20 protein-coding genes, 3 tRNA genes and 1 pseudogene are annotated in these 19,428 nt (G+C 73.8%); 13 read left to right on the top strand and 11 right to left on the bottom strand.

What is annotated here, in order from left to right; all coding sequences use genetic code 11:
- Nucleotides 1–323: 323 nt before the first annotated feature.
- Nucleotides 324–779 (bottom strand): MarR family winged helix-turn-helix transcriptional regulator, encoded by a 456-nt coding sequence (locus AC0GKK_RS12910; RefSeq protein ID WP_489883934.1) that lies wholly within the window; start codon nucleotides 777–779, stop codon nucleotides 324–326.
- 59 nt (nucleotides 780–838) lie between these two features.
- Here AC0GKK_RS12910 and AC0GKK_RS12905 point away from each other — a divergent pair, with 59 nt between their 5' ends.
- The 4 genes from AC0GKK_RS12905 to AC0GKK_RS12890 are packed head-to-tail and all read left to right on the top strand — an operon-like array spanning nucleotide 839 to nucleotide 3,322.
- Nucleotides 839–1,420: a UbiX family flavin prenyltransferase gene (locus AC0GKK_RS12905; RefSeq protein ID WP_208824538.1), complete on the top strand. Its 582-nt coding sequence runs from the start codon at nucleotides 839–841 to the stop codon at nucleotides 1,418–1,420.
- Nucleotides 1,420–2,853: a non-oxidative hydroxyarylic acid decarboxylases subunit C gene (locus AC0GKK_RS12900; RefSeq protein WP_357439243.1), complete on the top strand. Its 1,434-nt coding sequence runs from the start codon at nucleotides 1,420–1,422 to the stop codon at nucleotides 2,851–2,853. Before AC0GKK_RS12905 ends, AC0GKK_RS12900 begins: the two co-directional genes overlap by 1 nt.
- The gene (locus AC0GKK_RS12895) at nucleotides 2,853–3,077 is read left to right on the top strand and encodes a non-oxidative hydroxyarylic acid decarboxylases subunit D (protein WP_251787177.1); all 225 of its coding nucleotides are present in this window, start codon (nucleotides 2,853–2,855) and stop codon (nucleotides 3,075–3,077) included. Before AC0GKK_RS12900 ends, AC0GKK_RS12895 begins: the two co-directional genes overlap by 1 nt.
- Nucleotides 3,074–3,322 carry a hypothetical protein gene (locus AC0GKK_RS12890; RefSeq protein WP_208824544.1) on the top strand — a complete coding sequence of 83 codons (249 nt, stop codon included), beginning with the start codon at nucleotides 3,074–3,076 and terminating at the stop codon, nucleotides 3,320–3,322. The genes AC0GKK_RS12895 and AC0GKK_RS12890 overlap by 4 nt, the downstream gene beginning before the upstream one ends.
- 7 nt (nucleotides 3,323–3,329) lie before the next feature.
- Here AC0GKK_RS12890 and AC0GKK_RS12885 read toward each other — a convergent pair whose 3' ends face one another.
- Entirely contained in the window at nucleotides 3,330–4,160 is an 831-nt protein-coding gene (locus AC0GKK_RS12885) for a serine hydrolase domain-containing protein (protein ID WP_357439238.1), read from the bottom strand.
- Between the two features lie 135 nt (nucleotides 4,161–4,295).
- On the opposite strand from AC0GKK_RS12885, the gene AC0GKK_RS12880 reads away from it, so the two are divergent.
- From AC0GKK_RS12880 to AC0GKK_RS12870, 3 genes and pseudogenes are all read left to right on the top strand, one after another.
- On the top strand, nucleotides 4,296–5,057 hold the full coding sequence (locus AC0GKK_RS12880) for an alpha/beta fold hydrolase (RefSeq protein ID WP_489883933.1): 762 nt from the start codon (nucleotides 4,296–4,298) through the stop codon (nucleotides 5,055–5,057).
- 38 nt (nucleotides 5,058–5,095) lie between these two features.
- Nucleotides 5,096–5,894, top strand: a pseudogene (locus tag AC0GKK_RS12875) (DUF72 domain-containing protein).
- Nucleotides 5,895–5,999: 105 nt separating this feature from the next.
- Entirely contained in the window at nucleotides 6,000–7,124 is a 1,125-nt protein-coding gene (locus tag AC0GKK_RS12870) for a DUF4190 domain-containing protein (RefSeq protein ID WP_489883932.1), read from the top strand.
- Between the two features lie 134 nt (nucleotides 7,125–7,258).
- Here AC0GKK_RS12870 and AC0GKK_RS12865 read toward each other — a convergent pair whose 3' ends face one another.
- The 8 genes from AC0GKK_RS12865 to AC0GKK_RS12830 all read right to left on the bottom strand — a co-directional run bounded on the left by AC0GKK_RS12865 (nucleotide 7,259) and on the right by AC0GKK_RS12830 (nucleotide 15,094).
- Complete coding sequence (locus tag AC0GKK_RS12865) at nucleotides 7,259–7,645, bottom strand: DUF1304 domain-containing protein (RefSeq protein WP_208824554.1); 387 nt, start codon at nucleotides 7,643–7,645, stop codon at nucleotides 7,259–7,261.
- A 67-nt stretch (nucleotides 7,646–7,712) separates the two neighbouring features.
- Complete coding sequence (locus tag AC0GKK_RS12860) at nucleotides 7,713–8,531, bottom strand: ABC transporter permease (RefSeq protein WP_374107532.1); 819 nt, start codon at nucleotides 8,529–8,531, stop codon at nucleotides 7,713–7,715.
- Nucleotides 8,528–9,499, bottom strand: coding sequence for an ATP-binding cassette domain-containing protein (locus tag AC0GKK_RS12855; protein ID WP_208824556.1), 972 nt, complete (start codon nucleotides 9,497–9,499; stop codon nucleotides 8,528–8,530). The genes AC0GKK_RS12860 and AC0GKK_RS12855 overlap by 4 nt, the downstream gene beginning before the upstream one ends.
- A gap of 43 nt (nucleotides 9,500–9,542) precedes the next feature.
- Nucleotides 9,543–10,760: an MFS transporter gene (locus AC0GKK_RS12850; RefSeq protein ID WP_489883931.1), complete on the bottom strand. Its 1,218-nt coding sequence runs from the start codon at nucleotides 10,758–10,760 to the stop codon at nucleotides 9,543–9,545.
- Nucleotides 10,761–10,785: 25 nt separating this feature from the next.
- A complete protein-coding gene (locus AC0GKK_RS12845) occupies nucleotides 10,786–12,411 on the bottom strand; it encodes an acyl--CoA ligase family protein (RefSeq protein WP_062399808.1) in 1,626 nt (541 codons plus the stop codon).
- A 100-nt stretch (nucleotides 12,412–12,511) separates the two neighbouring features.
- Complete coding sequence (locus AC0GKK_RS12840) at nucleotides 12,512–12,703, bottom strand: ferredoxin (RefSeq protein ID WP_062399810.1); 192 nt, start codon at nucleotides 12,701–12,703, stop codon at nucleotides 12,512–12,514.
- A 95-nt stretch (nucleotides 12,704–12,798) separates the two neighbouring features.
- The gene (locus AC0GKK_RS12835) at nucleotides 12,799–13,056 is read right to left on the bottom strand and encodes a hypothetical protein (protein ID WP_062399812.1); all 258 of its coding nucleotides are present in this window, start codon (nucleotides 13,054–13,056) and stop codon (nucleotides 12,799–12,801) included.
- 148 nt (nucleotides 13,057–13,204) lie between these two features.
- Entirely contained in the window at nucleotides 13,205–15,094 is a 1,890-nt protein-coding gene (locus AC0GKK_RS12830) for a propionyl-CoA synthetase (protein ID WP_357439222.1), read from the bottom strand.
- Nucleotides 15,095–15,284: 190 nt separating this feature from the next.
- Here AC0GKK_RS12830 and AC0GKK_RS12825 point away from each other — a divergent pair, with 190 nt between their 5' ends.
- The 6 genes from AC0GKK_RS12825 to AC0GKK_RS12800 all read left to right on the top strand — a co-directional run bounded on the left by AC0GKK_RS12825 (nucleotide 15,285) and on the right by AC0GKK_RS12800 (nucleotide 18,495).
- Complete coding sequence (locus AC0GKK_RS12825; protein ID WP_489883930.1) at nucleotides 15,285–16,646, top strand: GDSL-type esterase/lipase family protein; 1,362 nt, start codon at nucleotides 15,285–15,287, stop codon at nucleotides 16,644–16,646.
- 185 nt (nucleotides 16,647–16,831) lie between these two features.
- Entirely contained in the window at nucleotides 16,832–17,050 is a 219-nt protein-coding gene (locus tag AC0GKK_RS12820; protein ID WP_062399816.1) for a hypothetical protein, read from the top strand.
- A 120-nt stretch (nucleotides 17,051–17,170) separates the two neighbouring features.
- A tRNA-Glu gene (locus AC0GKK_RS12815) sits at nucleotides 17,171–17,243 on the top strand.
- 40 nt (nucleotides 17,244–17,283) lie between these two features.
- A tRNA-Asp gene (locus tag AC0GKK_RS12810) sits at nucleotides 17,284–17,357 on the top strand.
- Nucleotides 17,358–17,393: 36 nt separating this feature from the next.
- Nucleotides 17,394–17,467: transfer RNA gene (locus AC0GKK_RS12805), tRNA-Phe, on the top strand.
- Nucleotides 17,468–17,550: 83 nt separating this feature from the next.
- Nucleotides 17,551–18,495 carry an MBL fold metallo-hydrolase gene (locus AC0GKK_RS12800; protein ID WP_357439196.1) on the top strand — a complete coding sequence of 315 codons (945 nt, stop codon included), beginning with the start codon at nucleotides 17,551–17,553 and terminating at the stop codon, nucleotides 18,493–18,495.
- Here AC0GKK_RS12800 and AC0GKK_RS12795 read toward each other — a convergent pair.
- A complete protein-coding gene (locus tag AC0GKK_RS12795; protein WP_357439194.1) occupies nucleotides 18,479–19,417 on the bottom strand; it encodes a hypothetical protein in 939 nt (312 codons plus the stop codon). The genes AC0GKK_RS12800 and AC0GKK_RS12795 overlap by 17 nt on opposite strands.
- Nucleotides 19,418–19,428: the final 11 nt, after the last annotated feature.

The following is a 19,428-nucleotide window of genomic DNA, read 5'->3' as shown; positions in this document are numbered from 1 at the left end:
GACGGCTGTGCGGAAGTCGGAGACGGGACGGGTTCGCTGGACATCGTTCGTTCAGTCTGCCTGCTCGCCCGGGACCGGGCGTGCGCCGACCATGGTGACCGGCCTCGCAGGCGTCGTCGAATGGGTTTCGGGAATCGGCGGTATGGGGTCCGAACCGGACGCCGGTCGCCTCGCGGCGAGTGGCGCACCGCGGCTCCAGCCGAACGGAACTCCACGGCGGCGGTTGTCTATTGCGGCCCGGGGACTCGGTTCGCCCGGCTCGGACAGTCGTTCCAACGGGCGGGGGTCCCGGATCATTCCCGCCCCGCGCGACGGTTTCCGGCTCAGCTCCCGTCCCCCTCGGGAACGGTGTCGGACCCCGTCTCGGCGAGCCGGGCCAGCAGGTCGCGCAACCGGGCCCGCTCGGCCTCGTCGAGCGGGGCGAGGAACTCGGCGGCCAGCGCACGGGCCTCGGTCGCGGCCCCGGTGGCCAGGCGTTCGCCCTCGTCGGTGAGGTGGACCAGCCGTCGTCGCTGGTCGGTCTCGGAGCGCGAGCGGGTCAGCCAGCCGTGGCGTTCCATCCGGCGCAGCAGCTCGGTGGTGGTGCCCTTGTCGGTCGCGGCGAGCGATCCGAGCGTGACCTGGTCGATCCCGGGGCGCCGGCGCAGCGCGTCGAGCATCGCGTACTGCGGCTTGGTCAGCTGCGGGACGCGCTGCTGCCAGGCCGCGGTGTGGGACTGCAGGACCCGGCGGAGCAGGTGGACGACCGCCTCGTCGGCACCCGGGTTGCGATCGGTCATGCCGCGAGTATAGAGCGTATGCAAACAGTTAGTATACGAACTAGTTGGCAGGTGGTCCGGTGCGACTCGTCGTGGGAATCACCGGCGCGACCGGCGCGATCCTCGGGATCCGCCTGCTGGAGGCGCTGCGCGACGCCGAGGTCGACACGCACCTCGTGCTCTCGAAGTGGGCGCGGGCGACGATCGTCGAGGAGACCGGCTGGACGGTGCCCGAGGTCGAGGCGCTGGCCGGGACCGCGCACCCGTTCGGGGACCAGGCGGCCTCGATCTCGTCCGGCTCGTTCCGCACGGACGGGATGGTCGTCGTCCCCTGCTCGATGAAGACCCTCGCGCAGATCCGGCACGGCATCGCCGACGGGCTCGTGGCCCGCGCCGCGGACGTCACGATCAAGGAGGACCGGAAGCTGGTCCTCGTGCCGCGGGAGACCCCGCTGTCGGAGATCCACCTCGAGAACATGCTGGCCCTGCGCCGCACCGGGGTGCGGATCGTCCCGCCGATGCCCGCCTTCTACAACCACCCGGCCGCGGTGGACGACGTCGTGGACCACGTCGTCGCCCGCATCTGCGACCAGTTCGACCTGCCCGCCCCGCGGGCCCGCCGTTGGACCGGCGGGTCCGCCCGACAGAGGAGGAGCGCCTGATGGACACCTTCCGCGACTACCTGGCCGAGCTCGAGCGGCACGGCCAGCTCCTGCGCATCGACGACGAGGTGAAGGCCGAGCCCGACCTCGGCGCCGCCGGTGCCGCCGCCCCGAAGCTCGGCGACCGCGCCCCCGCGCTGCTGTTCACCGACGTCGCCGGGTTCCGCGACCCGAACATCGTGCTCAACGCGCACGGCTCCTGGGCCAACCACGCCGTCGCGCTCGGGCTGCCGCCGGAGACCCCGGTGCGCGAGCAGGTCGAGGAGTTCGGCCGTCGCTGGGACGCCTTCCCGGTCCCGGTCGAGCGGCGCGCCGACCCGCCGTTCGCGGAGAACACCGTCGCCGGCGAGGCGGTCGACCTGTTCTCGCTGCTGCCGCTGTTCCGCATCAACGCCGGCGACGGCGGCTTCTACATCGACAAGGCCGCCGTCGTCAGCCGCGACCCCGACGACCCGAAGTCCTTCGGCAAGCAGAACCTGGGCATCTACCGGATGGAGGTCCAGGGGCCGCGCACGCTCGGTCTGCAGCCCGTCCCGCAGCACGACATCGCGCTGCAGCTGCGCCGCGCCGAGGAGCGCGGCGAGGACCTGCCGGTCGCGATCGCGCTCGGCAACGAGCCGACGATCCCCCTGGTCGCGGGCATGCCGATCGCCTACGCCGACAGCGAGTACGAGATGGCGGGCGCCCTGCGCGGCTCGCCCTGCCCGATCGCCACCGGTCCGGAGACCGGGCTCGACGTCCCGTGGGGTTGCGAGATCCTGCTGGAGGGCGTCGTCCTGGGCCGCGAGCGGCACTTCGAGGGCCCGTTCGGCGAGTTCACCGGGCACTACTCCGGCGGCCGCCGGATGCCGCAGATCCGCATCGACCGGGTGTCCTACCGGACCACGCCCTACTTCGAGCACCTCTACATCGGCATGCCGTGGACCGAGTGCGACTACCTCATCGGGCCGAACACCTGCGTCCCGCTGCTCAAGCAGCTGCAGGCCGAGTTCCCCGAGGTGCGCGCGGTCAACGCCATGTACACCCACGGCCTGCTCGCGATCGTCTCGGTCCGCAACCGCTACGGGGGCTTCGCCAAGGCCGTCGGGATGCGGACCATGACCACCCCGCACGGCCTCGGCTACTGCAAGGTCGTGATCTGCGTCGACGACACCGTGGACCCCTTCGACCTGCCCCAGGTCATGTGGGCGCTGTCGACCAAGATGCACCCCGCGCACGACCTGGTGACCCTGCCCGACCTGCCGGTGCTGCCGCTGGACCCCGGGTCCGACCCGGCCGGGATCACCCACAAGCTGATCATCGACGCCACCACCCCGACCGCCCCGGACGACCGCGGGCACTACTCCCAGGGCGTCGTGCCGCCCGACGACACCGCGGCCTGGGTCGAGCGCCTCGGCCGCCTCGTCGCCGGCGACCGGAAGGAGAACCGCTGATGACCTGTCCGCGCTGCTCCACCGACGGCGCCGCCGTGCTCGCGACCTCCCCGGTCCCCGGCGTGTGGACCGTGCACCGCTGCAGCCTGTGCGGCTTCGTCTGGCGCGACACCGAGCCGCCCGCCGTCCGCGACGCCGCGCACTACCCGGCCCGGTTCCGGGTCACCGAGCAGGACGTGGCCGCCGCGGTCGACGTGCCGACCGTCCCGGAGCGCCGGGCGTGACCCCGACGCTGATGTGGGAGGCCCGCGCCGCCGACGGCCGGCGCGACGAGCTCCTCGCCCACGTGCGCGAGCGGGCCGCCGTCGCGCTGGCCGGCGCCGAGCGCCACGAGCTGTTCGTCGCCGACGGCGGGCGGGTCGTCGTCATCGCGGTCGGGGTGCCGGCCGGCACGACGCTGCCCGAGCCGCCCGGCGAGCTGCTGGCCCGGCCGCCGCACTCCTGGGGCTTCGACCGGGTCGGCCCCTGACCCGTCCTCAGCCGGCCCCGAGCGCCGCGAGCACCCCGTCCGTCCACGGCGTCCACGCCTGGACCGCCCACGGCCCGAAGTCGCGGTCGGTCAGCACGACGGCGGCGGCGCGCACGTCCGGGTCGACCCACAGGAACGTGCCGGACTGCCCGAAGTGGCCGAAGGTCCGCGGCGACGAGTGCTCCCCGGTCCAGTGCGGGGACTTGCCGTCGCGGATCTCCATGCCCAGGCCCCAGTCGTTCGGCCGCTGCCGTCCGTAGCCGGGGAGCAGGCCGTCGAGCCCGGGGTAGGCGACGGTCGTCGCCTCGGCGACGGTGCGCGGGTCCAGCAGCTGCGGGGCCTGCAGCTCGGCGGCGAAGCGGGCCAGGTCGTCGACGGTGGACACCGCGCCCGCGCCCGCCGAGCCCTCCAGCCGGGTGTGCGTCATCCCGAGCGGGGCGCAGACGGCCTCGTGCAGGTACTCGGCGAACCCGATGCCGGTCGCCTCGGCGATGGCGCCGGCGAGCACCGCGAACCCGGTGTTCGAGTAGATCCGCTGCTCACCCGGGGCGGCACGGACGTCGTCGGTGTCGAACGCCAGACCCGAGGTGTGCGCGATCAGGTGGCGCACGGTCGCGCCCTCCGGGCCGGCCGCGTCGTCCCAGTCGACGGCGCCCTCCTCCACGGCGACCAGCGCGGCGTAGGCCGAGAGCAGCTTGGTCACCGAGGCCAGACCGAACTCGCGGTCGGTGTCGCCCGCGGTGGCGAGCACGGTGCCGTCGGCGGCGACGACGGCCGCGCCCACGTGGTCGACCGGCCAGTCCAGGACCCGGCGCACCGCCGGGGCGAGCTCGGTCACGACGGGAGGTGCGGTCGGGTGCGCATGCCGTCCATCCTGGCAAACGGGCGGGACCGCAGCCGCCCGGGCGATGATCGGGCCCGTACCGCGCCCGCCGGGTCCCGCATCCGGCCGCGCACCGCGAGGGAGGGCACCGTGTCACTGCACCACGAGACCACCGGGTCGGGACCGCCGCTGCTGCTGGTCCAGGGCGGCGTGGCCGAGGCCGGCGCGGCCCGGATGCTCGTCGGCGAGCTCGCCGTCACCCACCGGGTCCGCACCTACGACCGGCGCGGCGTCGGTCGCAGCCCGGCCGGGCCGGACCCGGTCGGGCTGACCGCGCACGCCGACGACGCCGCCGCGCTGCTGGCCGACACCGGACCGTCCGCCGTCGTGGGGGTGAGCATCGGGGCAGTGATCGGCCTGCTGCTCGCGGTGCGCCACCCGGACCTGGTCACGACGCTGGTGGCGCACGAGCCGCCGCTGCCCGGCCTCGTCCGCGATGCCGACCGCGAGGCGGCCCTGGACCGGGTCGAGGCGCTCGCCGCACGCGACGACCTCGGCGGGGCGCTGCGGCTGATGGCCGCGCTGACCTCGGGCGAGGACCCCGTCGAACCCGGCTACCGGCCGGAGCCGCCGTCCGGGGACCCGGAGCCCGCGCTGCGCCGGTTCCTGCGCCACGACGTCCCCGCGGTACGGGCCGTCCGCATCGACCCCGACGACATCACTGCGAGCGGGGTCCGGGTCGTCCCCACCGGCGGGCTCGAGTCGCGCGGGCGCTGGGAGCACCGCTGCGCCGAGGTGCTCGCGTCCCGGCTCGGCCGCGGGCTCGTCGAGCTGCCCGGCGGCCACGACGGGCCCGTCACGCACCCGGTCGCCGGGGCGGCCGCGCTGCGCGGGCTGGTCGGCGGCACGTGACGCGCCCCGGATCCGCCCCCCGGCCCGGACGGACCCTGGTGGGGACGTCGGGGTGGCGCTACCCGCCCGTGGCGCGGCACGTTCTACCCGCCCGGACTGGTGCAGCGCCGCGAGCTGGAGTACCTGTCCCGGCAGGTCACCTCGATCGAGATCAACGGGTCGTTCTACTCCCTGCAGCGCCCGGAGAACTACCGGGCCTGGGCCGAGCAGGTCCCGGCCGGGTTCGTGTTCGCGGTGAAGGGCCCGCGGTTCGTGACGCACCTCAAGCAGCTGCGCGACGTCGCGGTGCCGGTCGCGAACTTCCTCGCTTCCGGCGTGCTCGGCCTGGGGTCGGCGCTGGGCCCGGTGCTGTGGCAGCTGCCGCCCCGGATGCGGTTCGACGCCGACCGGCTGGCCCGCTTCCTGGAGCTGCTGCCGGCGAGCACCACGGCCGTCGCCCGGGCCGCGACCGGGCACGACGAGCGGCTCGACGGCCGGGCGCTGGTCGAGACCGACGCCGACCGCCCGCTGCGGCACGCGGTCGAGCCGCGGCACCCGTCGTTCCGGGACCCGGCGTTCACCGCGCTGCTGCGGGAGCACGGGGTCGCGCTGGTGCTGTCCGACTCCGCGGGCACCTGGCCGGTGTTCGACGAGGTCACCGCCGACCTCGTCTACCTGCGCCTGCACGGCCAGGGGGAGCTCTACACCGGCGGCTACACCGCCGAGGCCCTCGACGGCTGGGCGGAGCGCATCCGCGGCTGGCGCGACGCCGGGCACGACGTCGTCTGCTACTTCGACAACGACGCGAAGGTCCACGCACCGACCGACGCGCTGGCCCTGATCGACCGCCTCGGCTGACCTGTTCGGCCGACTACCGGCACGGCTGAACGGACCTGTCCTCACATTTGTTGATAAGGACGGGCCGCCTGATACGCCGGCCGCCGTCGCCGCGACAGCCGTGACGTGACCACTCCGCAGAACCGCCACGGCGCCCCGGACCTCTCCGGCCCGCCGCAGCAGCAGTCCGGCCCGCACCGTGTCCCGCAGCAGTACCCGGGCCCCCAGGGCCCCGGCCGCCACCAGCAGCAGTACGCGCAGGACCCGCGCGGTGCCGCGCCGCAGGGCTGGGCGCCGCACCACCAGCCCCGGCCGCAGCACTCCGGCGGGAACCCGAACCCCTACTACGACGGCCACCCCGAGGTCCCCTTCGGCGGGCCGCCCTTCGGCCGCACCAACCCGGGCGGGGTCCCGCAGCAGGCCCGCGGCCCGCAGCAGCAGGCCCCGGCCGCCACCGGCGCCCAGCCCTGGCCGAGTGCGGCCCGGCGCGGCGGTGTCCCGCAGCAGCGCACCGCGGCCCCGGCCGTCCACGCTGTCGCCCCGCGCAACGGGTTCGGCGTCACCGCGCTGGTGCTCGGGATCCTGGGCCTGCTGTTCTCCTTCATCCCGATCATCGGGATGATCGCCTGGCCACTGGTGCTGCTGGGCCTGCTGTTCGGTGTGCTCGGTGTCGTCCGGGCGAGCAGGGGCCGGGCGGACAACCGCGGCGTCGCGATCGCGGGCACCGTGCTCTCGGCGATCGGGCTCATGGTCTGCGTCCTCTACGCGTCGGTGTTCGCCGCCGCGGTGTCGGGTCTGCCGACGACCTCCTCGACGGCGACTCCGGCCGTGGCCGGGTCGGGAGCCTCCGGCGCCTTCCCGGGTGCGACCGCCGACGACGTGGTCGCCGATGCAGGTGAGACGCTGACCGTCGGGAACCTGCAGATCGCGGCCACCCCGCTGCAGCCGGGCGACTCGACCATCGGGCAGACCCTGTGCTCGGACGTCACCTACACCAACACCGGATCCGGTACGGAGTCCTTCAACGGGGGCTTCGACTGGAAGCTCCAGGACCCGAACGGCGCGGCGCTGATGACCACGCTGCTCGGTTCCGACTCGCTGCTCTCCGCCGGCCAGCTGGCGCCCGGCGGCACCACGACCGGCACCGTCTGCTTCGACCGGCCGAGCGGCGCGACCGGGCAGTACGTCCTGCTCTACGACGCGATGGACTTCTCCAACAGCCGCGGAGCCTGGCTCAACCAGGTCGGCTGACCCCAGACGGACGCCGGGACGCTCGGCAGCGACGCGCCTGCGCAGTCGCTGGAGTGGTCACGCACGACGAGCGTCCCGACGGACGACGAGGCCCTCCCCGGGGACGCCCGGGGAGGGCCTTCCCACGTCCGGGGTCAGGCCGCCAGCCCCACCGCGAGGGCCAGCACGCCCAGCAGCGGCGGCCCCAGCTGGATCGACGCCGGCCGCCGCTTCGACGGGTCCGACAGCAGCAGCACCAGCCCGGCGGCGACCATCGAGCCCGCCCCGGTGAACACCAGCGTCGCGCCGACGCTGCGGGCGCCCGTCGCGAACACCACGGCCCCGAGCAGCACGGCGACGGCGAGGAACAGGTTGTAGAAGCCCTGGTTGAACGCCAGCGCCCGGGTCTGCTCCGCCTCCGCGCGGTCCGTACCGAAGGTCGCCCGGGCCCGGTCGGTGGTCCAGAGCAGCGACTCCAGCACGAAGATGTAGACGTGGATCAGCGCCCCGATCCCGGTCAGCACCAGCCCGGCGACGATCACGACGGCCCCCTCCGCGGCGGAACCGTTCCGCCGCAGGGGGACCGTAGTGGGACCGGCGGCAGCGGGGTCAGCGGCTCGCTGCCCGCCGGTACTGCCGGCTCGCCAGCGGCGCGAACACCGCGACGATCACGACCGACCAGATCAGCACGTAGAGCACCGGGTGCTGCAGCGGCCAGGCGTCCGAGGCGGACGCCGACGCGGGGATCGCGCCGTCGTTGCCGAACAGGGTCCGTGCGGCCGCGGTGACCGCCGAGACCGGGTTCCACTCGGCGAACAGCCGCAGTGGGCCGGGCAGCGAGTTAAGCGGCACGAAGGTGTTCGCCAGGAACGTCACCGGGAAGATCACGATGAACGACGCGTTGTTCACGACCTCCGGGCTCGGCACCAGCAGCCCGACGAACGCCATCACCCACGAGAACGCGTAGGCGAACACGATCAGCACCGCGAACCCGGCGAGCGCCTCGCCGACCGAGGTGTGGATGCGCCAGCCGACCAGCAGCCCGGTCAGCGACATCACGACCAGCACGATCAGGTTGTTCACCACGTCGGACAGGGTCCGGCCGGTCAGCACCGCCGACGACGACATCGGCAGCGAGCGGAACCGCTCGATGATGCCCTTCTTGACGTCCTCGGCGAGCCCGGCGCCGGTGTTCGTGGCCCCGAAGATGACGGTCTGGGCGAAGATCCCGGCCATCAGGAACTCGCGGTACCCGGCCCCGCCGCCGGCCGGGTCGATCGCGCCGCCGAAGACGTAGGCGAACAGCAGCACGAACATGATCGGGGACAGGGTGGTGAAGACCAGCAGGTCCGGGACCCGCTTGATCTTGATCAGGTTGCGCTTCGCGACGACGGAGGCGTCGGCGAGCATGGTGGCGGCGGCGTTCACGGGGTCGGCTCCTCGGCCTGGTCCGCCTCGTCGGCGGGGCGCCCGGTCAGGGTGAGGAAGACGTCGTCGAGCGTCGGGCGGCGCAGCCCCGCGTCGTCGACCTTGGTGCCGGCCTCGGCGAGCCGGTCCAGCGCGGCGCGCAGCACCTCGACCCCGCCGCTGACCGGCATCGTCAGGGAGCGGCGGTGCCGGTCCAGCACGGCCTCACCCACGCCGAGCGAGGCGAGCAGTGCGGCGGTGGGCTCCAGGTCGTCGGCCAGGCTGGTCGTGACCTCCAGGCGCTCCCCGCCGACCTGCGACTTGAGCTCGTCCGCGGTGCCGCGCGCGATGACCCGGCCGTGGTCGATGACCACGATCTCGTCGGCCAGAGCGTCGGCCTCCTCCAGGTACTGGGTGGTGAGCAGCAGCGTCGTCCCGCGCGCGACGAGACCGCGGATCACGTCCCACAGGTCGTTGCGGCTGCGCGGGTCCAGCCCGGTGGTCGGCTCGTCGAGCAGCAGCACCGGCGGGTCGGCGACGAGCGCCCCGGCCAGGTCGAGCCGGCGGCGCATCCCGCCGGAGTAGGTCCGGGCCGGACGGTCCGCGGCGTCGGTCAGGCCGAAGTCGGCCAGCAGCTCACGGGCCCGGTCCCGGGCCCGGCGCCGACCCAGGTGGTACAGCCGCCCGACCATCTCCAGGTTCTCGAAGCCGGTCAGGTACTCGTCGACCGCGGCGTACTGCCCGGACAGACCGATCCGGCGGCGGACGCCTGCCGGGTCGGCCAGCACGTCGACGCCGGCCACGGTGGCCTCGCCCGCGTCCGGTGTCAGCAGTGTGGTCAGCACCCGGACGACCGTGGTCTTCCCGGCGCCGTTCGGGCCCAGCAGGCCGAGCACCGTCCCCTCCGGCACCGACAGGTCGACCCCGTCGAGCGCGCGGAGCGAACCATAGGTCTTGACCAGTCCCGTGGCGCGGATCGCGTCCGGCATCGTGTTGTCCCCCTCGGAAGGTGCGAGCGGGGGCCACTGTGCCCTACGACCCTGACAACCTGCGTCCTGATTCGGCCCGGCGGCGCGCGTGGGCGAGCAGCATCCGGCGCCCGACCAGCATCAACGCCGCCGACACCAGCATCACGACGGCGTTGACCGTCCACGCGGTCGGGAAGCCCGCGTGGGTGGCGAGCGAGCCGAAGACGATCGGTCCGGCGAAACCGCCGGCGTAGACACCGACCTGCACGATCGACGTCGCCGCGGCCGGGGCGGACGGGTTGAGCCGCACCACGGCGAACTGCAGCAGACCCGGCCACGCCCAGCCCAGCCCGAACGCCAGCACCACCCCGACGACCAGCGCGGGCGTCCCGGGCACGGCGAGCAGCCCGAACCCGCCGGCGCCCGCGGCGAGACTCGCCGCGACGACGGCGACGTGGCCGCCCGAGCGCATATCGGCCAGCCACCCGTGCAGCATCCGCACCGACAGCCCCACCACACTGCCGAGGGTCAGCATCAGCCCGGCCAGACCGGGGTCGATCCCGCGGTCCACCGCCGAGGCGACCAGGAAGATGCCGAGCGCGGTCGCGGTCCCGGCCGCGAGCCCGGAGGCGGCGCCGATCACGGCGAGCGCGGCCGTCGCCCGGTCGCCGGACCCCGTGCGGGCCGCCGGGCGGGCGTCGGTGCGCGGGCACGCGGACAGTGCCGCCAGCGCCAGCAGCGCGCCGATCCCGTACGCCCAGCGCCAGCCCACGGTCAGCGCCACCGCGGGGACGGCCAGCCCGGCCAGCAGCGTCGCCGCCGGGATCGCGGCCTGCTTCACCCCGAAGGACAGCCCCATCCGGTGTGCGGGCACCGAGCGCGCGAGCGTCAGGTTCGACGACAGCTGGCCCATCACGTTGCACCAGGCGCCGCAGAGCAGCAGGACGACGAGCGCGACGTAGGACCGCGCGCCCAGCGCCAGGGCCGCCATCAGCACCGCCGCCCCGACGACGGCGATCCGGCTGGTCACCCGTGATCCCACCCGCTCGACGACCATGCCGACCGGCAGCGAGCACAGCGCGCTGACCCCGAAGTACAGCGCGACGACCAGCCCCAGCCCGGACGGGTCGAAGGCCAGGTCGCGCGAGAGCTGCACCGATAGGGCGCCGGTGAGGAACACCGGGAGCACCGATGCCGTCGTCACGACCACCGCGCCGGTCGCGACGCGGAAGGCGGACGGCGACGCGGTGTCCGTCGTGGCCAGTTCGGTTGCGATGCTCACGTTCAGCAACGCTAACCGATATGCGTCAACCCTGGATGCGCGAGTCCCCGCGGCCGGCCCACTCCTTCTCCCGGAGCTCGAACTTCTGGACCTTGCCGGTGGAGGTCTTGGGCAGCTCGTCGACGACCTCGACGTACTTGGGTGCCTTGTAGCGGGCGATCCTCGTCTTCACGTGGTCGATCAGCTCCTGGGGCTCGGCGGAGCGGCCCGGCTTGAGCACGGCGAAGGCCTTGCAGACCTCGCCCCACTTCTCGTCCGGCACCCCGACGACGGCGGCCTCCAGCACCGCGTCGTGCGAGACGATCGCCTGCTCGACCTCGACGGTGGAGATGTTCTCGCCGCCGGAGATGACCACGTCCTTGGCCCGGTCGCGCAGCTCGACGTAGCCGTCGGGATGCACGACGCCCAGGTCGCCGGAGTGGAACCAGCCACCCCGGAACGCCTCGGCGGTCTTCTCCTCGTCGCGGTGGTAGCCCTTCATGACGTTGTTCCCGCGCATCACGATCTCGCCCATCGTGGCGCCGTCGCGGGGGACGTCGGCCATCTCCTCGTCGACCACCCGGACCCGGTCCGCGCACACCATGCCGACCCCCTGGCGGGCCTGGAGCCGGGCCCGTTCCTCGCCGTCGAGGTCGTCCCAGGCGTGCTGGTACTGGTTCACCGCGTACGGCCCGTAGGTCTCGGTGAGGCCGTACACGTGCACGATGCGGAACCCCATCCGCTCCATCTGCAGGATGGTCGTCGGCGACGGCGGCGCGCCGGCCGTCGTGATCGTCAGCCGGTAGTCCAGGGTGACGGCCTCGGGCGCGTTCATGATCGTCGTGACGACGGTCGGGGCGCCGTTGAGATGGGTGACGCCGTGCTCGCCGATCAGCCGCCAGATGGTGTCGCCGCGGACCTCGCGCAGGCAGACGTGGGTGCCGCCGATGGCCGTCACGGCCCACGGGGTGCACCAGCCGTTGCAGTGGAACATCGGCAGCGTCCACAGGTAGACGCTGTCCGCGGTGTGCCCGGAGTGGACGATCTCGCCGAAGGAGTTCAGGTACGCACCGCGGTGGTGGTACTCGACGCCCTTCGGGTTGCCGGTCGTCCCCGAGGTGTAGTTGATCGTGATGGTGGCCCGCTCGTCGTCGACGGCCCAGGGCCGCGGGTCGTCCGAGCCGCGGGCGAGCAGGTCGGCGTAGCTCGTCCCGGAGCCGACGCCGTCGCCGGGCGCCGCCGGGTCGACGACGGTGACGATCTCGCGGACCGTGGCCAGCTCGTCGGCGACCGGGCGGACCGTCTCGTACAGGACGGCGTCGACGACCAGCACCGTGGCCGCCGAGTGGTCCAGGATGTAGCGGACCTCCTCGGTCGACAGCCGTGTGTTGATCGCGACCAGGACCGCGCCCGCCAGCGGCACCGCGAAGTGCGCGACGAGCATCTCCGGGACGTTCGGCAGCAGGTAGGCGACCCGGTCACCGGGCTCGACGCCCGACGCGGCGAGGGCGTTCGCCACCCGGGTCGCCTCCGCCGCGAACTCGGCGTAGGTGTGCCTGCGGTCGCCGTAGACGATCGCCGTGGACTCCGCGAACACCTCGGCCGAGCGGCCCAGGAAGGCCAACGGGGTGAGCGGGGTGGTCCAGACGTCGGTCGTCGCGCCCTGTGTCACGGTCGGCTCCTTCGCAGGCGGTGCACTCGTCGCCGCGATACTGCTCGCCGCGAGGAGTACCCGGCAACCCGCGCCGGCCGAGCCCCCCGACCGCCGGGGCTCAGCCCTCGATCGTGATGGCGGCCTTGGGGCAGCTCCGTGCCGCCTCCTCGACCTTCGGCCGCAGCGACTCGGCCGGGTTCTCGTCGAGGATGTAGAGGTAGTCGTCGTCGCGCACCTCGAAGACCTCCGGCGCGACACCCATGCAGACCGCGTTGCTCTCGCAGCGGTCGAAATCCACGATGACCTTCATGGCATCCATGGTGCCCCCGCCGTGCCGACGCCGCAGGACTGAGGGCTCCCTGACCTGCGGTTATGCTTCCCTTCCTCGCTCGGGAAGGCCGCAGGTCAGCGGCTGTCGCGGGTCTGGGCGGCGGTCGGCAACGGCTGCGGCGCGAGGTTCGCGCGGGCCTGCACGGGCGTCGGCGGCGGGGTGGTGTGCGGCACCCCGGTGAGGAGCGCGGTCGTCGCCCGGGTGGTCACCGGGATGCTGCCGACCGAGGGCAGGCGCACCTCGTCGGGTTCGAGCATCGCGGCCACGCCGAGCAGGGCGCCGAGCGCCACCGGGGCGGCCAGTGCCGCGAGTCGCAGTCGCGCCGGGTCCACGGCACACCTCCACGTCGACGACCGCGCGGGGGATGCCGGGGAGCGGCAGCGGCCGTCGACCAACCATCGGGTCGCGGCCGTCCGCCGTTACCGCCATCGGGTGATCCGGGTCAAGCGGGGCGCATCCGGACCACCCGATGGAGGGCGCTCACTCCCTCCGCAGCACCGGACGCAGCGTGTCCAGCACCGACGCGTCGTCGATGGTGGAGGGCACCGGCTCCTCGGCGCCGTCGGCGATCCCGCGCATCGTCTTGCGGAGGATCTTGCCGGAACGGGTCTTGGGCAGGGCCGGGACGATCGCGACGTCCTTGAGGGAGGCGACCGCGCCGATCTGGTCGCGCACCATCTGCACGAGCTCGGCGCGCAGCCCGTCCTCGTAGCCCTCGGCGTCGCTGTCGACGCCGGACTTCAGCACCACGAAACCGCGCGGGATCTGCCCCTTCATGGTGTCCGCGACGCCGATCACCGCGCACTCCGCCACGTCCGGGTGCGAGGCCAGGACCTCCTCCATCCCGCCGGTGGACAGACGGTGGCCCGCGACGTTGATGACGTCGTCGGTGCGGCCCATGACGAAGACGTAGCCGTCGGCGTCGAGGTGCCCGCCGTCGCCGGTGAGGTAGTAGCCCTCGAACGCCGACATGTAGGAGCTGACGTAGCGCTCGTCGTCGTTCCACAGGGTCGGGAACGCACCGGGCGGCAGCGGCAGCTTCGCCACGATCGCGCCGTCGACACCGGGCTCGGCCGGGTCGCCCCGCTCGTCGAGCACCTGGACGTCCCAGCCGGGCATGGCACGGGTCGGTGAGCCGGGCTTGATCTCCAGCAGCTCGATGCCCGCCGGGTTGGCTGCGATCGGCCAGCCGGTCTCGGTCTGCCACCAGTGGTCGATGACGGGGATGTCGAGCAGATCCGAGGCCCAGCGGTGGGTCTCGGGGTCGAGGCGCTCCCCGGCGAGGAAGAGGTACTTCAGCGAGGACACGTCGTACTGCCCGAGGAACGTGCCCTCCGGGTCCTCCTTCTTGATCGCCCGGAACGCCGTGGGCGCGGTGAAGACGGACTTCACCCCGTTCTCCTGGACGACCCGCCAGAACTGCCCGGCGTCCGGCGTGCCGACGGGCTTGCCCTCGTAGAGCACGGTCGTCGCTCCGGCCAGCAGCGGCGCGTAGACGATGTAGGAGTGGCCGACGACCCAGCCGACGTCGGACGCGGTGAAGATCGTCTCGCCGGGGCCGACGTCGTAGATGTTGGGCATCGACCAGGCCAGGGCGACGGCGTAGCCGCCCGAGTCGCGCACCACGCCCTTCGGCTTGCCGGTGGTGCCGGAGGTGTAGAGCACGTAGAGCGGGTCGGTGGCCTTCACCGGGACCGGGTCGGCCGGCGTGGCGTGGGCGACGGCCTCGGCCCAGTCGACGTCGGTCGGGCCCAGCTGCGCGGTGGCCTGCTCGCGCTGCAGGATCACCGTGGACGTGGGCTTGCGGTCCGACAGCTCGATCGCCCGGTCGAGCAGCGGCTTGTACTCGATGACGCGCTTGCCCTCGATGCCGCAGGACGCCGAGACGACGACCTTGGGCCCGGCGTCGTCGATCCGGACGGCGAGCTCCTTGGCGGCGAACCCGCCGAAGACCACCGAGTGGACGGCGCCGAGGCGGGCGCAGGCGAGCATCGCGATCGCGGCCTCGGGGACCATCGGCATGTAGACGACGACCCGGTCGCCGTGGCCGATGCCCTGGTCGCGCAGCACGCCCGCGAACAGCGCGACCTCGTCGCGCAGCTCCGCATAGGTGTAGGAGCGCCGCGACCCGGTGACCGGCGAGTCGTACACCAGGGCCGTGCGGTCGCCGTTCCCGGCGTCGACGTGCCGGTCGAGCGCGTTGTACGCGACGTTCAGCTCGCCGTCGGGGAACCAGCGGTAGAACGGCGGGTTCGACTCGTCGAGCGCGCGGGTCGGGGCGACGTCCCAGTCGATCCCGTCGGCCGCGCGGAGCCAGAAGCCCTCACGGTCGTCCACACTGGAACGGAAGATCTCCTCGTAGGTGGTCACCGTCGTCCTCTTCCTCTGGCGATCCCGGCGGCCCACGGTGGCCGCCCCTCGTGTCGCCGACGACCCTAGGAGGTGACACCGACAGTGCGCAGCCCTCCCGTGGGCGGACCGCTCCGGAGGGACGGGCCGTTCGTCGACGACGATGTGCCGATCGTCGCAGTGTGACCGGGCGGATCCGTAACGTGATCGGGTGACGGCCCGACACAGCGCGTGGGGGACCCGTCCGATCCGCGGGCGGGCCCACGGACGGGAGGCGGTGCCGGTGCGGCCCGACGACGGTGCGGTCCGGTGGCGTGGCAGGCGGGGTGCCGCCGGTGCGGCGGTGCTCGGGACGCTGCTCGCCGGGTTCGTGGCCGCGGGCTGTGCCCCGGTCCCGTCGGTCGTCCCGGCGGCGGCCGCGGCGACGACGTGCACCCCCGGCTGGACGGCCGCCTGGCACGCCGCGCAGCAGGCCGTCCCCGGCGACAGTCTCGCCGGCCGGACGCTGCGGATGGTGGTGCGGCCCGGCGCGGCGGGGGAGGAGCTGCGGCTGCGGCTGTCCAACCGGCACGGCGACGGGCCGCTGCGGATCGCGGCGATGACCGTCGGCGCCACCGGCCCGGGCGCCGCGGTGACCCGGCCGGTCCCGCTGACCGTCGGCGGGGCCCCCGTGGCCGACATCCCGGCGGGTGCCGAGGTGCTGACCGATCCCGCACCGGTCGCCGCCGCGGCGGGCGTGCCGCTGACGGTGAGCCTGTTCCTGGCCGAGGTGCCGCGCACGATCGGCTCGCACCCGGTCGCGATGCGCACCGCGTGGCTGTCCGGGCCGGGGGACCGCACCGCGGCCCCGGACGCGGCGGGCTTCGACACGACCCTGCAGTCCTGGCCGGTGCTGACCGGTCTGGAGGTCCTGGCGGCCCGCCCGGACGGCGCCGTCCTCGTGATCGGGGACTCCCTCGTCGACGGCGTGGGCTCCACCCCCGGCGGCGACGACCGCTTCCCCGACCAGCTCGCCGCCCGGCTGGCCGCGGCGGGCGGCGACCGGCCGATGACCGTGCTGAACGCGGGACTGTCGCGCAACCAGCTGCTGCAGGACGACCCGCCGGCCGGCGGTGACGCGCCGTCGACCCGCTGGGACGACGACGTGGCCGCCGTCCCCGGCGTGCGCGACGTGGTGCTGCTCGTCGGCACCAACGACCTCGCCGCCGGCGCGGCCGCCGGTGACCTCGTCGCCGGGCTGCAGGGCTTCGCCCAGCGGGCCCGCGCCGCGGGGCTGCGCGTGTTCCTCACCACCATCCCGCCGTCGGCCAGCGGCGGTCGCGCCACCCCGACGGCCGTCGCGGCCCGGGACGAGGTGAACGGCTGGCTCCGTTCGGATGGTCGTCGCTGGGCCGACGGGGTGATCGACGCGGCCGCCGCACTGGGCGACCCGGGTGATCCGCACCGGCTCCGTCCGGATCTGGACTCTGGCGACGGGCTCCACCCGTCGCCCGCCGGGTACCGGGCGCTGGCGGCATCCGTGCCGGTCGGGGAGCTGTCCGGCAGCCCCTGCCGGGTCTCGCGGGATCGCTGAGCCGCACCCGTCCCCCACAGCGCCGGGTGACCGGCCGTCACCCGGGAAGGGGCGTGCGGGGTCCCCGCACGATGGGTAACGTCTTGGTCACGGCCACAGCACGTGGCGGTACCGACGGACACCGGCACGCGGCGCGTCCCACGGACGGGCCCGGAGCAGGTCCTGGCGGCCTACGGGGAGGCCTCGTGACCATCGGCGCGAAGCGCGGCATCGACGACGACACCAGTTCCATTCCGGCGCCGCGGAACGCGGCCGACGCCTTCAAGGTCTCCGACGACCAGGTGCAGCGCGCCCGGCTCGTCGTCGCCCGGAACTCGGACGACTCCGAGGATCTGCGCGAGCTGCTCGACATGCTGGGGCTGATCTCCGGCAACCCGGAACAGCCGCCACCCGTGGCTCGCTGACCTGCGGCGACGCCGGAACCGGGGGGTGGTTGCAGGGCCCCTCGGAGCGGTGTCGTAAGGTTTCCTCACTCCCAACGGACAGCCGTTGAGGGAAGGTCGAGGCCCTCGGGCCTGGTCCCAGCCCCCATCGTCTAGCGGCCTAGGACTCCGCCCTTTCAAGGCGGCAGCGCGGGTTCGAATCCCGTTGGGGGTACCGCGAGACACATCGGCTACGATGCGTCTCGCGAGAGCAAGGCCCAGTGGCGCAGTTGGTTAGCGCGTCGCCCTGTCACGGCGAAGGTCGCGGGTTCGAGTCCCGTCTGGGTCGCTCCACTCTCTGGATCTCCGGTTCACCGGAGGCCGGGGCCAGGTAGCTCAGTTGGTACGAGCGTCCGCCTGAAAAGCGGAAGGTCGGCGGTTCGACCCCGCCCCTGGCCACAGTCCTGATCCCCCGCAGAGCCGGTCGGTAGCCACCGACCGGCTCTCGTGCGTTCCGGGGTCGGTTCGGTCACGATCGGCCGATGAGCTCCTACCCGCACGACATCACCGTCCCCGGCCCGCCCCGGCTGGAGGAGGTCTCCGACGGGCTCTTCGCCTACGTCCAGCCGGACGGCACCTGGTGGATCAACAACACGGGCCTGCTCGTCGGGCCGCAGGGGGCCGTCGCCGTCGACTCCTGTTCCACTGAGCGCCGGACGCGGGCCTTCGCGGCCGCGATCGGCGAGGTCACCGACCGGCCGGTCCGCACGCTGGTCAACACCCACCACCACGGCGACCACACCTGGGGCAACGCCCTGTTCTCCGGCGCGACGGTCGTCGCGCACGAGCGGGCACGCGCGGAGATGATCGCCTTCGGCCCGCCCCGGGACCTGCCGTTCTGGGACCACGGCGACTGGGGCTCGCTCCCGCTGGACCCGCCGTTCCTCACCTTCATCGACCGCATCGCGCTGCACCTGGGGGACCTGCGGGCCGATGTCCTCCACGTCGGGACGCCCGCCCACACCACCAACGACGTCCTCGTGCACGTACCCGACCGGTCGGTCCTCTACTGCGGGGACCTGGTGTTCAACGGCGGCACGCCGTTCCTGCTGATGGGCTCGGTGACCGGCGCGATCGACGTCCTGGAGCAGGTGGTGCTCCCGCTCGGGGCCGCGACGACGGTGCCCGGCCACGGGCCGGTGTTCCGGGGCGACGGGCCGCTCCGGGACACGGTCGACTACCTGCGGTTCGTCCTCGACCTGGCCGAGCGCGCCCGCGACGCCGGCATTCGCCCGCTGGAGGCCGCCCGCGACACCGACCTCGGCCGGTTCGGCGAGTGGCCGGACGCCGAGCGCATCGTCGGGAACCTGCACCGCGCCTACGCCGAGCTCGACGGCGCCGAGCGAGGCGCCCCGATCGACAGCACGGTCGCGCTCACCGAGATGGTCGAGTACAACGGCGGGCGCCCGCTCACCTGCCTGGCGTGAGCACCGGTCGCCGCTCCCTCAGCGCGACGACGGCGCCGGCCACCATCAGGACCGTCAGCACCCCGGCCGCGGCGACGGTGGGCGTGTCCGGCTCGACGAGCGGCTGTCCGCGCAGCGCCTGCCAGGTCAGCAGGGCGAGCACGCCGGTGTAGCCGGCGGCGGCCGTCGTCATCAGGTCGCGACGCACCCGTGGGTCGGCCAGCCGTGCCACCCGCCCTGCGGCCAGCTCGAACACGATCAGCAGCAGCGGCAGCAGCTGCAGCGCGTGCATCCCGACGAAGTGCGGGACGCGCAGGTCGCCGCCCAGCGTGCTCCACCCGACCAGCGGCAGTCCCGGGCCGCCGTCCGGGACGCCGACGGCGTGCGCCCCGGCGATCCCGCGGAAGTCGGCGAGCTGGTCCGGGGTCGGTGACGTCATCAGGAAGCCGAGCGCCATACCGGCCAGCGCGAGCACCGCGCCGGCGCGGATCGCGACCGTGCGGGCGGGGTCGAGGTCGCGCACCGCGAACAGCCCGGCGGCGACCCACGACGTCGCCAGCCAGACGAGGACGATCGAGATCCCCATGGTGGTCCACAGGCCCGCGTCGAGCCGGGAGGTGTAGTTGAAGTGGCTGGTCGTGCCCCGCCCGGCCTGGACGGCGATGACGACCATCTCCACCACCAGGGCCACCGCCGCGACCGTGCCCGCGAGGAACGCGCCACGGGTCCGGCCGCGCCGGGAGCGCAGCTGGTCGTACAGCCAGGCCCAGGTCACGCAGAAGATCGCGATGGAGACGGCGAACTTGGTGGGCTTGAGCCACACCGGCGCGCCGAGCACCTCGCGCGGGTCGACGAGGGTGCCCAGCAGGCCGAGCGGGACGGCCGCGGCGCAGACGAGACCGACGACCATCAACGGACGGTGCCACGCGAGGATGTTCCGCATGTGGATACTGT

It is taken from the genome of Pseudonocardia sp. P-1, assembly GCF_058111925.1.
This window is presented reverse-complemented; position numbering and strand designations above follow the sequence as displayed.